General features: G+C 47.3%; 13 protein-coding genes. 8 read left to right on the top strand and 5 right to left on the bottom strand.

Annotation, left to right across the window (positions count from 1 at the left end; genetic code table 11):
- Position 1 precedes the first annotated feature (1 nt).
- Positions 2–1,303 carry a globin-coupled sensor protein gene (locus M3193_RS11515; RefSeq protein WP_251627791.1) on the bottom strand — a complete coding sequence of 434 codons (1,302 nt, stop codon included), beginning with the start codon at positions 1,301–1,303 and terminating at the stop codon, positions 2–4.
- Positions 1,304–1,494: 191 nt separating this feature from the next.
- Here M3193_RS11515 and M3193_RS11510 point away from each other — a divergent pair, with 191 nt between their 5' ends.
- On the top strand, positions 1,495–2,412 hold the full coding sequence (locus M3193_RS11510) for a MerR family transcriptional regulator (protein WP_251627789.1): 918 nt from the start codon (positions 1,495–1,497) through the stop codon (positions 2,410–2,412).
- Positions 2,413–2,517: 105 nt separating this feature from the next.
- On the opposite strand, the gene M3193_RS11505 is transcribed toward M3193_RS11510, so the two are convergent.
- Entirely contained in the window at positions 2,518–3,771 is a 1,254-nt protein-coding gene (locus M3193_RS11505; RefSeq protein ID WP_251627787.1) for a dicarboxylate/amino acid:cation symporter, read from the bottom strand.
- A gap of 154 nt (positions 3,772–3,925) precedes the next feature.
- Positions 3,926–4,099, bottom strand: a complete 174-nt coding sequence (locus M3193_RS11500) for a hypothetical protein (RefSeq protein ID WP_251627785.1) — start codon at positions 4,097–4,099, stop codon at positions 3,926–3,928.
- Positions 4,100–4,301: 202 nt separating this feature from the next.
- Between M3193_RS11500 and M3193_RS11495 the strand changes: the two genes are divergently transcribed.
- Positions 4,302–4,694, top strand: coding sequence for a thiol-disulfide oxidoreductase DCC family protein (locus M3193_RS11495; protein WP_251627783.1), 393 nt, complete (start codon positions 4,302–4,304; stop codon positions 4,692–4,694).
- A gap of 158 nt (positions 4,695–4,852) precedes the next feature.
- Complete coding sequence (locus tag M3193_RS11490) at positions 4,853–5,794, top strand: SGNH/GDSL hydrolase family protein (protein WP_251627782.1); 942 nt, start codon at positions 4,853–4,855, stop codon at positions 5,792–5,794.
- On the opposite strand, the gene M3193_RS11485 is transcribed toward M3193_RS11490, so the two are convergent.
- Both M3193_RS11485 and adh read right to left on the bottom strand, forming a co-directional pair.
- On the bottom strand, positions 5,754–6,116 hold the full coding sequence (locus M3193_RS11485; RefSeq protein WP_251627780.1) for a DUF779 domain-containing protein: 363 nt from the start codon (positions 6,114–6,116) through the stop codon (positions 5,754–5,756). The two genes, M3193_RS11490 and M3193_RS11485, sit on opposite strands and share 41 nt — an antisense overlap.
- Positions 6,117–6,156: 40 nt before the next feature.
- Positions 6,157–7,698, bottom strand: a complete 1,542-nt coding sequence (gene adh / locus M3193_RS11480; protein ID WP_251627779.1) for an aldehyde dehydrogenase — start codon at positions 7,696–7,698, stop codon at positions 6,157–6,159.
- 284 nt (positions 7,699–7,982) lie between these two features.
- Between adh and M3193_RS11475 the strand changes: the two genes are divergently transcribed.
- From M3193_RS11475 to M3193_RS11455, 5 genes are all read left to right on the top strand, one after another.
- Positions 7,983–9,140, top strand: coding sequence for a S1C family serine protease (locus M3193_RS11475; protein WP_251627776.1), 1,158 nt, complete (start codon positions 7,983–7,985; stop codon positions 9,138–9,140).
- A 146-nt stretch (positions 9,141–9,286) separates the two neighbouring features.
- Positions 9,287–10,012: a gamma-glutamyl-gamma-aminobutyrate hydrolase family protein gene (locus M3193_RS11470; RefSeq protein ID WP_251627773.1), complete on the top strand. Its 726-nt coding sequence runs from the start codon at positions 9,287–9,289 to the stop codon at positions 10,010–10,012.
- Complete coding sequence (locus M3193_RS11465; RefSeq protein WP_251627771.1) at positions 9,999–10,949, top strand: dipeptidase; 951 nt, start codon at positions 9,999–10,001, stop codon at positions 10,947–10,949. The genes M3193_RS11470 and M3193_RS11465 overlap by 14 nt, the downstream gene beginning before the upstream one ends.
- Positions 10,950–11,025: 76 nt before the next feature.
- Entirely contained in the window at positions 11,026–11,727 is a 702-nt protein-coding gene (locus M3193_RS11460; protein ID WP_251627769.1) for a response regulator transcription factor, read from the top strand.
- Positions 11,724–13,139: a sensor histidine kinase gene (locus tag M3193_RS11455; RefSeq protein WP_251627767.1), complete on the top strand. Its 1,416-nt coding sequence runs from the start codon at positions 11,724–11,726 to the stop codon at positions 13,137–13,139. The genes M3193_RS11460 and M3193_RS11455 overlap by 4 nt, the downstream gene beginning before the upstream one ends.
- Positions 13,140–13,274 lie beyond the last annotated feature (135 nt).

Genomic DNA, 13,274 nt, shown 5'->3' with positions numbered 1-13,274 from the left:
CTCATAATTGTAAAGCTGTTTGATGAAGACTGTCGGCCGCAGCTGCGACCTTCTTCGTATCGCTTCCTACTTCTTTAATGACGTGGACAAGCGCCGTCACATCCGTTTCAACCCGGCTGATATGCTCATTATTATCCTCAATGGCTTGCAGGATTTTCATAAACTTCATTTTTGATTCTTTAGATCCTTTCATTCCAATGGATACACTTTCTCGTACTTCAGCAATCGTCCCGACGGCCTGGTCCGTTAAGCTAGTGGAGTTGCTGACAAGTTCAGTGATCTGTTCAACAGATTGTTTGGATTGCTCCGCTAATTTACGGACCTCTTGGGCAACAACCGCAAAACCTTTACCGGCATCCCCCGCTCGTGCAGCTTCAATAGATGCATTTAACGCCAGCAAGTTGGTCTGTTCTGCAATCTGTTTCACCATCGCGATAATCTCTATTATTTCATTTGAAGAAACTTTTAACTCTCCGATTAGATTCACCATCTTTTCAGTACTTCCCGAAATGAAGGTAATCTGTGCTTCCAACTGTTCCACCTTCTCATTCCCAAGTGCGGCAAAGCCTTGAATCTTTTTCACATTCTCAACATTGGAATGGATGCTGGACCGAATAATATTCGCATTTGCATCCACTTGGTCAATTGAAGTACTTGTTTCTTCGGTAAGTCCGGCAAGGTCTTCACTAATGGAGGATATTTTTCCCTTTAGCTCAGTTTTCACAATGTCGTATTGCTGTTGCCTTAACTTTTCGTTTTTCTTCTCATATTCCTCCAACACAATCTGCATTTCAAAGTTTATAAGCTTTGACACAGCTGTCATTGCTTGCATTCGCTCATCCCATGCGTCCATATTCTCAGTTATCAGGCGAAGTAGAACTTCCTGGATCCGTTGGAAAGTGCCCATATACCATTTCGGTTCCACCCCCATATTGAAATGAATCTGAGCGATCCTCACTTTCTTCCCGATTACCTCCGCATCAATCCTTCCTTCGAACATTTCCACAATATAGTCGCTTAAAACCTTTTTCAAATGCTCAACATTGGTCCGTTCTTCAATAATTCTACGAAGCGACGGAACGGACAATACCTTCTCATAAAAAACAGCTACGATGTCATCAATCCGTTCTCGGATGATAGGTTGGTATGTATGGAGAATGGCCAAGTCTTTAAGTGTAAATTCAATAAGATCGAGCTGCTTTTTAAGTTCGGGGTAGGCTTGCAACTCGATCACCGCTTGTATGTCTGCATTTCGAACAGTTCGCCCCGTTCCGTTCCTCTTATTCTTCCAAATGAATTTCATACACATTTCCTCCAATAGTTTCCTAACAGTAGTTTTATTATGAAGAGGATAAACCACTTTGTCAAATGATTGTATAATGTATTACAAAAAACATTATACAAGATTTTTGTACAAGGTTGTACGCCCAACGTTGTACAGGAAGATAATATTAGCTATACTTTACGAACAGAACTCTTCCAGGAGGAATCGGGATGACTCCATTAGACAGAAACAGTCGTTATTATATACAACAAGTAGCCGACATGACGGGGCTTTCCAAGCAAGTCATCCGGAAGTGGGAAGAACGGTATTCCATCGTCCACCCTGAACGGTTGGAAAACGGCTATCGGGTTTATAGTGACAAGGATATTAATCTTCTCCTGCAAGTCAAAGTGCTTTCCGAGCAAGGAACACCGATACGTCAAGCTGTGCAAATGGTGGAGTCGGATAAGAGAGATGCCGTCCTATCATCCAAAGAACCACTAGCCCAGCAAGGATTGCTGAATAATTTTGTCCTCCAATTGCTGGAGAAAGGAAATCGCTGCGATGAACTCGAATTGGCGCTTACCCTCCAGCAAGCCTACCACCAAGTGGGATTATCCACTTTCCTAGAACAGGTCGTCATTCCATTTTTGAATGAAGTCGGGAGCAGGTGGGAAAAACGGGAGTGGGATGAATACCAAGAGTCGGTTTCCAGCCTCATCGTCCGGGATTTTTTAGTACAGATCCGTAGAAACTCTCAATATCGGCCAGATGCACCGCTCGTACTTGCGGCATGCCTGCCATACGAACAGCACGAAATTCCGCTTCATATATTGCTGCTGCAGTTCATGCTGAAAGGCTGGCGAACGGTATTGGTCGGAGCGTCTCCTGCGCCCGGCTCCATTGAGGCATTGGTAGAAAAGCTGGATCCGAAGACGGTGATCCTATCCGCCTCCACTACAATCCCTTTTGATAGAGAGCCGGATTTATTGGAGAAGCTTGACGCATTCGCAGCAAGGAGACCTAATAGCCGGTTTTACCTCGGCGGTAAAGGAGCGATAGGAAGCATAACCGCAAAAGACCTTAATGCAATCAGCCTGACAGACGATCTCCAAGAGGTTTGGGAAAGTATTGAATTCGGAGAATAACTCTATGGCTCCTTCATTATCACGCAAAAAACTGTCACAGAAAATCAGCCTAAACTGACTTTTCTGGACAGTCCGAGTTAATGATTCTATTTTTTGCTGATGGAATCAGACGGTCTTCGTACTAGCCTTCACCTGATCATCATCCGGATCGCCAAGTACACCTTCCGTCTGAGCAACAACAACTGCGCATGCTGCATCTCCTGTGATGTTGACAGCTGTGCGCACCATATCAAGCAGGCGGTCGACCCCTAAGACGAGTGCAATTCCTTCGACTGGCAGACCGACAGATGTCAAAACCATCGCCAACATGATCAGCCCTGCGCCCGGCACGGCGGCCGTCCCGATGCTGGCAAGGACTGCGGTGAGGACGACAGTGAGCAACTGCCCCATTGAGAGCTCGATGCCAAAGGCTTGGGCAATGAAAACAACTGCTGCCCCTTGCATGATAGCCGTTCCATCCATGTTAATCGTTGCGCCTAAAGATTGTGTGAAAGAGCTGATCGACTCAGGCACTTTCAGCCTCTCCTGTGCGGTTTTCATGGAAATCGGAAGCGTTGCCGCGGAACTCGCCGTACTGAAGGCGACGACCTGTGCCGGAAAGAAGTTCTTGAAAAACCAGATCGGATTCCGCTTGCCGAGCAAGGACACTGTGCCGCCGTAGACGACGACCGAGTGGATAAGAAGAGCGCCTAGGACAACAATCATATACATTCCCATCGCCCGCAACGCGTCGAACCCTTGACTGCCGACCGCTGAGGCAATCAAGCCGAATGCTCCGTATGGCGCAAACTTCATGACGAAGGTGATCAGATACATGATTAGTTCATTAGCCTGCTCCAGCAATTCAGTGACTCGCTCCACCCGATTGCCGAGCATTGCAATCCCGAATCCTACCAAGGCCGCAAAGAAGATGATCTGAAGCATATTACCTTCCGCCATTGCAGTGATCGGGTTCGTTGGGATGATACCTAACAATGTATCCGTGACAGGCGGCGCTTCTTCAGCTTCATAATTCGCGCCTGACGTATCAAAGTTCTCCCCCGCACCCGGCTTTAGCATGAGGGCCAAGGAAAGGGCAATGACGATGGCGATAGCGGTTGTAGCCAGGAAATACCCTAACGTCTTCCCGCCAATCCTTCCTAACTTCTTAGGATCACCTATGCCAATCGTTCCAAGCGCGATAGAAACGAAGACGACAGGGATGACGAGCATCTTCATGAGGTTCAGGAAGATAATTCCTAACGGCTTGAACAGGAACTTATCCGCTAATACGAAAATTCCAGGGGCAAACAAGTTCAGAATCAGTCCGACAATGATACCGGCAATGAGGGCGATAATAATATTGCGTGCTAACTTCATGACAATTCCTCCTCTATCTATTCCGCGGAAGCACTAAAGTGAAAATGCTGTCTGTCTATCTATCCCTTATTTTCTCAATTTTGAAACTTCAATCCTCGCAAAACAAAAAAGAGCTGTCCCCTTTGATTGGAGACAGCCCTGTAGTTTCACTTTATTATTGATATACTTGCGGCAATTCTCTTGGAGTAAACCCGGCAGTTTCTTTCCTGTTTTTCGCATACTGCGGATAGTGGACAGGTGAACCTTCGTCGATCATCTCAAGCGATGCGATGAAATCAGGATCCTGTCTCAGTTCCATTTCGTACGGATCAATGAATACGCGTTCCATTCAATCACTCTCCTTCATATGGTACCCAAGGCAACTGTGACGTGAAATGAAGACGATAACCGTTCTGGGATAAGTCGCGGGACCGTCCCTCGCTACTATTAGTATACCAAATTTTCCGTCTAAAGTAAAGAATTCCAGATTGCGTTTCTTTTCGCTTAATAAGGATATAATACTACTAAGCATGGCGGAAGGAGACATTACGATGAAGCGAATTGTATTATTCGATGGGGAATGTAACTTTTGCAATTCAAGTGTCCAATTCATAATTAAACGGGATCCTGCTGCCCACTTCCTTTTTTCTTCATTGCAAAGCGAGACCGGCGAAAAGTATGTGAAGCAGTTCAACATTCCGGAGGATGTCGACAGCATCGTGTTGATAGAAAACGGTAAGGCATACACGAAATCGTCCGCGGCTCTCCATATTGCAAAGAAGTTGGACGGCTTATGGCATCTGTTATTTCTATTTATACTCGTCCCACGTAAAATCCGTGACGGCTTTTACGATTATTTTGCCCGCAACCGGTACCAATGGTTCGGCAAAACTGAAGGGGCTTGCATGCTTCCCTCTCCGGATGAAAGGAAACGATTTATTTAACAATATTCCGGTGCTTCTCCTTTTATGAGAGGCATCTTTTTTATTTCTGTATAATTTTTTTACATATCCACATACAATTGGGGAACAACTGCAGGGTGTAAGTAAATTTACTCCAGTCGGCAGTTAAACGAAGAAAAATGGATCCAAAGGGAGGTATTATGGGGAAAAAGTTCATACGTAATGTGTTCACTTTATTGGTGCTTATGCTTTACACGGGTATGTCCCTCCTCCAAACTGTAAGCGCTGAAACCACTGTCGAAGAAAGCATGGCCAAAATTACGGCACCAACATGGGTTGCAGCCTCCAGCTACCTCGCATTAGGCGATTCACTTGCCGCGGGAATGAACCATTCCGGTAAAATCGGTGACGGCTATGCTGATTACCTGGCAGACACCCTGGAAGAAACAGGGCTCTTGAATTCTTTCAATAAAATGTTTGCCATGCCTGGCTATACGACAAAGGATGTACTGAAGGACATTGAAGAAAATGCGGCGCGGGAAGTTGACGGCAAGTCCATCCGACTTCATGACGCGATTGCGAATGCGGGTCTGATTACGATCAGTGCGGGTGCGAATGATGTGCTTGCGCATATGAAAATCGATTCGAAGACGTTTGCTGTCACGTATGACGAGCAGGCGCTTCAGATGGAAATAAAGCAAGTCGGTATGAATCTGATGAAGATCATTACGGAGATCCATACGATCAATCCGGATGCGCAAGTGTATGTGATGGGCTATTACAATCCATACCCTCATCTGCCGGCGGAGATTCAGCCTTTGCTCGTACAGGTGCTTTCCAGTATGAATAAAGCGATTGAGACGGCAGCACAATTGCCGAATGTCGATTGGGTCGAGACGGCTGATGTCGTTGCACAGGATTTCAAGCTCAATTTGCCGAATCCGCAAAATATCCATTTGAGTCCTGATGGATACCAGGCCGTGGCGGAACTATTCTGGAATAAAGTCCAGGCTGATTACCCTTGGATTCCCGCGGATGCTTTTACAGCTGCTTTGATCAGCGACATAAAAGGAAAAGGTTCCGGTCGCCCGGAACCTTTTTCTATGCTTGTTGCTGAAGTTTTTCGTTCTCTTCCGATGTGAAGGCGCGAGACCGTGTAAGGAATCGCTTCCCTTCCACTCCCTCGAGGGAGAACATGCCTCCCCTGCCGTCCACGACGTCGATGATCAGCTGCGTATGCTTCCAATAGTCATATTGGTTTTTATGCATGTAGAACGGCGTGCCGCCGATATGTCCAAGAAGGACGTCCTGATCTCCGAGGATCAGGTCGCCGTCCGGGTAGCACATCGGGGAGGAGCCATCGCAGCAGCCTCCCGATTGGTGGAACATTAGCGGGCCATGCTTTCCCTTCAATAATTCGATCAATTCCAAAGCGGCGTCCGTTGCGAGAACGCGTTCGGGCATCGGCATTCCTCCTTTCATAAAAAAATCCGGGATTTCGCCATTAAAAGAATCCTAATTTGTCTTCGCTATAGCTGACGAGCATATTTTTCGTCTGCTGGTAATGGGATAGCATTTGCAGATGGTTTTCACGTCCAATTCCGGACGCCTTATAGCCTCCGAATGCGGCATGCGCCGGATAGGCATGGTAGCAGTTGGTCCAGACGCGCCCTGCTTCTATGCCGCGTCCGAAGCGATATGCTGTGTTCATGTCGCGTGTCCAGACGCCTGAGCCTAAGCCGTATAATGTATCGTTCGCAATTTCCAACGCTTCTTCCTTCGTCTTGAATGTCGTGACAGAAACGACCGGCCCGAAGATCTCCTCTTGGAAGATACGCATTTTGTTATTCCCTTTAAAGACTGTCGGTTGGACGTAGTAGCCGCCTGCCAATTCTCCGCCAAGCTTATTCTGCTCTCCTCCAACGAGGCATTCGGCCCCTTCCTGCTTCCCGATATCCAGGTATGAAAGGATTTTTTCCAATTGCTCCGTCGAGGCTTGTGCACCCATCATAACTGTTGGGTCAAGCGGGTTGCCGATTTTGATCGCCTTCACACGCTCAAGCGCACGCTCCATGAACTTGTCGTAGATGGACTCCTGGATCAATGCGCGCGAAGGGCATGTGCACACTTCCCCTTGGTTCAAGGCAAACATGACAAAGCCTTCGATCGCTTTATCAAGGAATGCATCATCTTCCGCCATGACGTCCTCAAAGAAGATGTTCGGCGATTTCCCGCCAAGCTCAAGCGTCATCGGAATCAAGTTCTGTGCGGCATATTGCATGATGAGGCGGCCTGTCGTCGTCTCGCCCGTAAATGCGATTTTACCGATTCGCGGGTTCGATGCAAGCGGCTTGCCCGCTTCCAGACCGAAACCGTTGACGACATTGACGACGCCTGCCGGCAGCAGGTCTTCGATCAATTCCATCAATACGAGGATGGATGAAGGGGTCTGCTCGGCCGGCTTCAGCACGACGCAGTTCCCCGCTGCAAGCGCAGGCGCCAGCTTCCAAACCGCCATCAACAATGGGAAGTTCCAAGGGATGATCTGGCCGACAACCCCGATTGGCTCATGGAAATGGTACGCAACTGTATTGTTGTCGATTTGGCTAACGCCGCCTTCTTGTGAGCGGATCGCGGAAGCGAAGTATCTGAAATGATCAATTGCGAGCGGCAAATCGGCATTCAATGTTTCACGCACTGCTTTTCCGTTTTCCCACGTCTCTGCAACGGCAAGCATTTCGAGATTCGCTTCCATGCGGTCTGCGATTTTCAATAGGATATTCGCACGTTCCGTGACCGACGTTTTTCCCCATGCATCCTTAGCGGCATGTGCTGCATCAAGCGCAAGCTCAATATCTTCTGCAGTCGAACGCGCCACTTGTGTAAACACTTTACCTGTGACAGGTGTCGGGTTATCGAAGTATTGCCCATTCACCGGGGCAACCCATTTTCCGCCGATGAAATTATCGTAGCGTTCCTTGAAGTTCACCTTTGCCCCTTCTGTGTTCGGAAATGCATAAACGTGATTTTCTACAGCTTGTACCATGTTCCATTCCTCCCTGTTCTTTATAGATTGCTATTGAAAGTGCAAAAATTGCACGCAAAGCCACCATATGCGCTGGTCTGCAACGCTATTCAATTTGAATGCGCTTACATAAAATAATTAAGGAGTCTGTAAATTCCATTCTATCTGACTAAATAAATTATTGCAAGTTACATAGTTTTTCACTACTCACGGAGATTTTTACCATTTGTTCATCACCCCGTAATAATTTGTTCATACTTTCCCCTTACAATAAAACCAACGAGTATAAGAGAGGGGTTTTATTTATGGCAGATTCATTCGGCAAACGCTTCATCACAACAGTTGGTGCCGGCATATTAGGTTCAGCACTAACGCTTGGCGTCGTCGCGAATACGGACATATTACAGGCAAAAACATACAATGAGGCGACGGCAGGTGTAACAGAGAGTTCAACCTCACCTAATTTAATCCAAACTTCTGCAAACTCTCCAACTTCCCTTTCCGATATGGTGGAGCATGCTTCGAAAGGCATTGTCGGTGTATCGAATTTCAAAACTACAGGGAATCGATTTGCAGGCAGTTCGGAGCTCTCGGAATACGGTACCGGCTCCGGCGTCATCTATAAAATTGAAGGCGATGATGCTTATATCGTGACGAACAATCACGTCGTTGAAGGCGCGGGCAAAATTGAAGTGACATTGCAAGGAGGGGAAAAGGAGACTGCAGAGCTGGTTGGAAGCGATGCACTGACCGACTTGGCCGTCCTGAAGATAAATGCCAAACTAGTCGACACTGCACTTGAGTTCGGGGATTCCGATAAATTGCGCGCGGGCGATCCTGTCGTCGCCATCGGAAATCCGCTAAGCCTGGACTTTTCCGGCACCGTCACGCAAGGCATCATCAGTGCACCCTCCCGTTCCATCGACATTAAAACAACCGCAGGCAACTGGGAAATGAATGTCATCCAAACCGATGCTGCCATCAATCCCGGCAACAGCGGCGGCGCCCTTCTGACAACAGACGGCAAACTGATCGGCATCAACAGTTTGAAAATCGCGGAAAGCGGCGTGGAAGGCCTCGGCTTTGCAATCCCGAGCAACGATGTCGTTCCATTGCTTGAAGAAATTACGAAAAACGGGAAAATCGAGCGGCCGTATATCGGCGTTGGACTCGCAGACTTGGCCGATGTTCCGTATATGTATGTGCAGGATCTTCCGGAAGAAGTGAAAGGTGGCGTCATGGTCGCCAGTGTTGACCCGACATCTGCTGCAGGCAAAGCAGGATTGAAAGAGCAGGACGTCATCACCGCGATTAACGGAACCGACATCAACAACTCCATGGAACTACGGAAACTCCTTTATTCCGAACTTAAAATTGGTGACAAAGCGACGCTCACCGTTTACTCAGGCTCCCAAAAACGTTCGGTCGAATTGACATTGACAAGTAATTCACCTGTTGAATAAATAGATAAACGCCTCTGCCATTTTCAGTTGTGGTAGAGGTTTTTATTTTTAATTCATAAACTATTCTTAAAAGTAATTCCATCTCAATTGGAGTGACGATATAATTATTGGTATCAAAGATAATTTTTAAAAAGGGGGAATGAGGATTGAAACCGATTATCGGCATTACTTCAAACATCGATTCCACTGCACACAAACTTCAAAACACTTACATCCAGGCAGTCATCACTGGAGGCGGCATACCTTTCATCATACCGACAGGGGTGGAAAGCGACGTCCGGCAGATCACCAAGCTCCTCGATGGATTGATCATTTCAGGCGGGGGCGACATGAATCCTCATCTTTTCAATGAGGAACCCTTGCCGCGGCTTGGCAACGTGACGCCCGAAAGAGATAAAATCGAGTTAAAACTTGCAAAGCATATGCTAACGCTGGATAAACCGATTCTCGGCATATGTCGAGGCCACCAGGTGCTGAACGTCGCATTCGGAGGAACACTTTTTCAGGACATCGACTCCCAATGCACCAACCCTATACTACAACACAATCAAAAAGCGAAAAGGGAGTACCAATCCCACACGGTGCATATTGTGAAAGGGACAATTCTCGAGTCCATCGCGGCCTCGGATAAAATCATGGTCAATTCATTTCATCACCAAGCATTGAAGGATGTCCCTTCTCCACTCGTCGTCTCAGGCAGGGCAAGTGACGGAATTGTGGAAGCAGTTGAAAGTACGGTCCATCATTTCGTTGTTGGCGTGCAATGGCATCCCGAGGCTTTGATGCAAAACGCTGACCAGGTTTCCAAGCGCTTATTCGAGGCTTATATGAAGGCTTGTATGGAGAGGATGATTGCCGTTGAATATCATTGATCTCCATTGTGATGTACTGGCAAAAATGAATCATGCAAAAGGGAATCTTTCATTTACGGACTCCAAAGATCTTGATGTCACGTACGAAAAGCTGAAGCAAGGCGGAGTCCGCATCCAAGCATTTGCCATATTCATATCACCGTCCATTAAGACAGACCAGCAATTCCAAGCGGCACTCGACCAGATTCATTATTTTTACACCGAAGTGATTGGCAAAAACCCGAATATGAAAGCACTGAAAACATGGGCTGATTTTGATCAGCTTCAAGAGGGGCAAATCGGTGCATTTCTGACGCTTGAGGGAGTCGATTGCATCGGAAATGATATGAATAAGCTGTCGATTCTACGTGAATTGGGTGTCCTTTCAGTCGGATTGACATGGAATAATGCGAATTTGGCAGCTGACGGTGTCGAGGAAGAGCGTGGAGCTGGTTTGACAACATTCGGGAAAGAGATTATTACATTCTGCAATCAATTCAAGATTCTTACGGATGTTTCCCATCTAAGCGAAAAAGCTTTTTGGGATGTAATGGAGATAGCCCACTATCCGATTGCAAGCCATTCCAATTCGAAAACGATTTGCAATCACCGGCGGAACTTGACGGATGAGCAGGCGACGCATTTATTTAACAGCAATGGAATGGTTCACGTCGTATACTACCCGCCATTCGTTATTGAAGAAGGCTCTGCATCTGTGTCAAACCTTATTACTCATATTGACCACTTTTGTTCCCTTGGAGGTAGTAGCCAGATAGGGCTGGGATCCGATTTTGATGGCATTACAGACAAGATCACCGGTCTTGAAGATGCTTCGATGCACCCCGTATTGCTCAACGAGTTGTTGAAAAAGTATAGCGAGGACGAAGTGAAAGGATTTGCATACAAGAACTTCCTTGACCACTGTCCTGGCACACGACTAACCCACTCACCTGCTTAGATGGCTAAGCGGGTTTTTCTTCTTCATTCCGTTATAATCATAGAATAGAAAAACCTTTACATAGGAGGCCTGAGATATGAAAATCCTCGTAATCGAAGACAATGAAAGTGTATCTTCCATGATTGAACTGTTTTTCGAAAAGGAAGGGATTTGCGGCGAGTTCGTAAAAGATGGACTCCAAGGCTATGAACAGGCTGTCTCGGGTAATTGGGATTGTCTGATTATCGACTGGATGCTGCCTGGCATGGATGGTGTGACAATCTGCCGGAAGTTGCGAAAAGCCGAAGTTGCAGTGCCGATTATTATGCTGACAGCGAAGGATAGTGAATCCGACCAGGTGCTGGGGCTTGAGATGGGTGCGGATGATTATGTAACAAAGCCGTTCAGTCCGCTTGCGCTCATGGCTCGCATTAAAGCTGTTACACGCAGGTATGCGATTGCGAAAGAAGATCGAGTTGATGTCGTCACACTGAAAACGAAGCACTTCACTATTAATACCGCTACCCGCGAAGTGCTCTTGGACGGCAAGCCGGTACCGAATTTGACGCCGAAGGAATTCGACCTTCTCCATTTCTTCATACAACATCCAAAGCAGGTGTTTTCGCGCGAGCAGCTTCTTGATCGAGTGTGGGGCTATGACTTCTACGGTGATGACCGGACAGTCGATGTGCATATCAAGCGATTGAGGTCGAAGGTGTCGAAGGCGGATCAGCCGTTTTTCCATACGGTATGGGGCGTAGGCTACCGATTCGACGAAGCGGCCGGTGAGCAAGAATGAAGATCAAATACTTCTATCAGCAGCTTGCAAGCCATTTCAGTGTCATCATCATCGCTTTTCTCATCCTGAGCCTGCTTTTTTCCCATTTTGTCGAGCAATTCGTCTATGATAATAAAACCGAGGAACTCGCCTCCTACGGACAATCGATTTTGACAGATATCGAGCAGGACCAACGAGACTCCCGATCCATTTTGAAATCATACGGATATGTGTTGGAGAGCAGGGATATCCAATACAGCTTGTTCGATGAAAAATCCGTCATCATTTATTCTACCGGGCTGAACACGCCTTTAATTGAACTGAATGAGGAAGAATGGCGTGCACTGCAAAGCGGGAAAACGATTACCGTGAAACAAGAACTCAAACGGTTCGGGCAGGCAGTCACTTTCGTCCTCCTCCCCTATTTCCATAGAGACCAGTTTGTCGGTGGTGTTTTATTAACCTCACCGATCAAAGGCTCTCGGGAAATCATCTCGCAGATGAACAGCTATTTGATTTACACAACTGTCATTGCGCTCGCAATTGCATTGTTATTGAGCGGGTTGCTATCGACGTTCCACGGCCGTCGCATCAATCGGCTTCGTTCGGCAACCGCGAATGTGTCGCAAGGCGATTATTCCGTGCGCATTCCGACCGAAGGCGTCGACGAAATCGGAGAGCTTGCGGGAGATTTCAACAGGATGGTCGAGAAGCTTGAAGCAGCAGCTGAGGAGATCGAAAACCTCGAAAACCGCCGCCGGCAATTCATGGCGGACGTGTCGCATGAACTACGGACGCCGCTCACCACAATCCGGGGTATTATCGAAGGATTGCGCAATGATATGATCTCTGAGTCTGAGAAAGAGCGCGGCCTGCAACTCGCAAGCAGCGAAACGATGAGACTCATCCGGCTTGTGAATGAAAACCTCGACTACGAGAGAATCCGTTCGAATCAGGTGACACTGGTAAAACAGGAAATCCAACTTGGTGAACTGCTCGAAATTATTCAGGAACAACTGGAGGATGCCGCTGCCGACCGCGGCGATGAAATTGTTGTAGAGGTCGCAGAGGATGTTCCGGTGTTTGCCGACTACGACCGTCTCACCCAAGTGTTGATCAATATCGCCAAAAACAGCATCCAATTCACGGAAAACGGAACGATCTGGCTACGTGGATATACGGCGGAGAAGCGGACTATCATCGAAATCGAGGATACAGGCATCGGAATGGATCCCGGGGAAATCGAAAAGATATGGAGCCGATTCTACAAAGCGATCGACTCACGGACAACGAATCCATACGGCGAATTTGGATTAGGATTATCGATTGTGAAGCAGTTAGTGACCATGCATGGTGGAACGATTGCTGTCGAGAGCGCAAAGGGCACGGGGACGAAATTCCGGATTGAGCTGCCCGGTGACGGGAAGGGCTAGGAATAATGGCAGCGTAATCTATTTAAAATATAGAAAGGTCTGTCACCGGCTCCCCGCCGATTGACAGACCTTTTTGGAGCTATGATTATTGTTCAATCTGATATTTTACTCCCTCTATAGGCTATTTCAAAGGGA

The organism is Sporosarcina luteola (assembly GCF_023715585.1).
Classification (GTDB): domain Bacteria; phylum Bacillota; class Bacilli; order Bacillales_A; family Planococcaceae; genus Sporosarcina; species Sporosarcina luteola_D.
Note: the sequence above shows the minus strand (reverse complement) of the source record. Positions and strands in the feature narration are given on the sequence as shown.

Excerpts from the sequence above, each read along its gene's own strand:
- M3193_RS11495 (WP_251627783.1), top strand. The coding sequence starts at position 4,302 with ATGAAGCGAATTGTATTATTCGATGGGGAATGTAACTTTTGCAATTCA.
- M3193_RS11505 (WP_251627787.1), bottom strand. The coding sequence starts at position 3,771 with ATGAAGTTAGCACGCAATATTATTATCGCCCTCATTGCCGGTATCATT.
- M3193_RS11500 (WP_251627785.1), bottom strand. The coding sequence starts at position 4,099 with ATGGAACGCGTATTCATTGATCCGTACGAAATGGAACTGAGACAGGAT.
- M3193_RS11455 (WP_251627767.1), top strand. The coding sequence starts at position 11,724 with ATGAAGATCAAATACTTCTATCAGCAGCTTGCAAGCCATTTCAGTGTC.
- M3193_RS11475 (WP_251627776.1), top strand. The coding sequence starts at position 7,983 with ATGGCAGATTCATTCGGCAAACGCTTCATCACAACAGTTGGTGCCGGC.
- M3193_RS11490 (WP_251627782.1), top strand. The coding sequence starts at position 4,853 with ATGGGGAAAAAGTTCATACGTAATGTGTTCACTTTATTGGTGCTTATG.
- adh (WP_251627779.1), bottom strand. The coding sequence starts at position 7,698 with ATGGTACAAGCTGTAGAAAATCACGTTTATGCATTTCCGAACACAGAA.
- M3193_RS11460 (WP_251627769.1), top strand. The coding sequence starts at position 11,026 with ATGAAAATCCTCGTAATCGAAGACAATGAAAGTGTATCTTCCATGATT.
- M3193_RS11510 (WP_251627789.1), top strand. The coding sequence starts at position 1,495 with ATGACTCCATTAGACAGAAACAGTCGTTATTATATACAACAAGTAGCC.
- M3193_RS11515 (WP_251627791.1), bottom strand. The coding sequence starts at position 1,303 with ATGAAATTCATTTGGAAGAATAAGAGGAACGGAACGGGGCGAACTGTT.
- M3193_RS11485 (WP_251627780.1), bottom strand. The coding sequence starts at position 6,116 with ATGCCCGAACGCGTTCTCGCAACGGACGCCGCTTTGGAATTGATCGAA.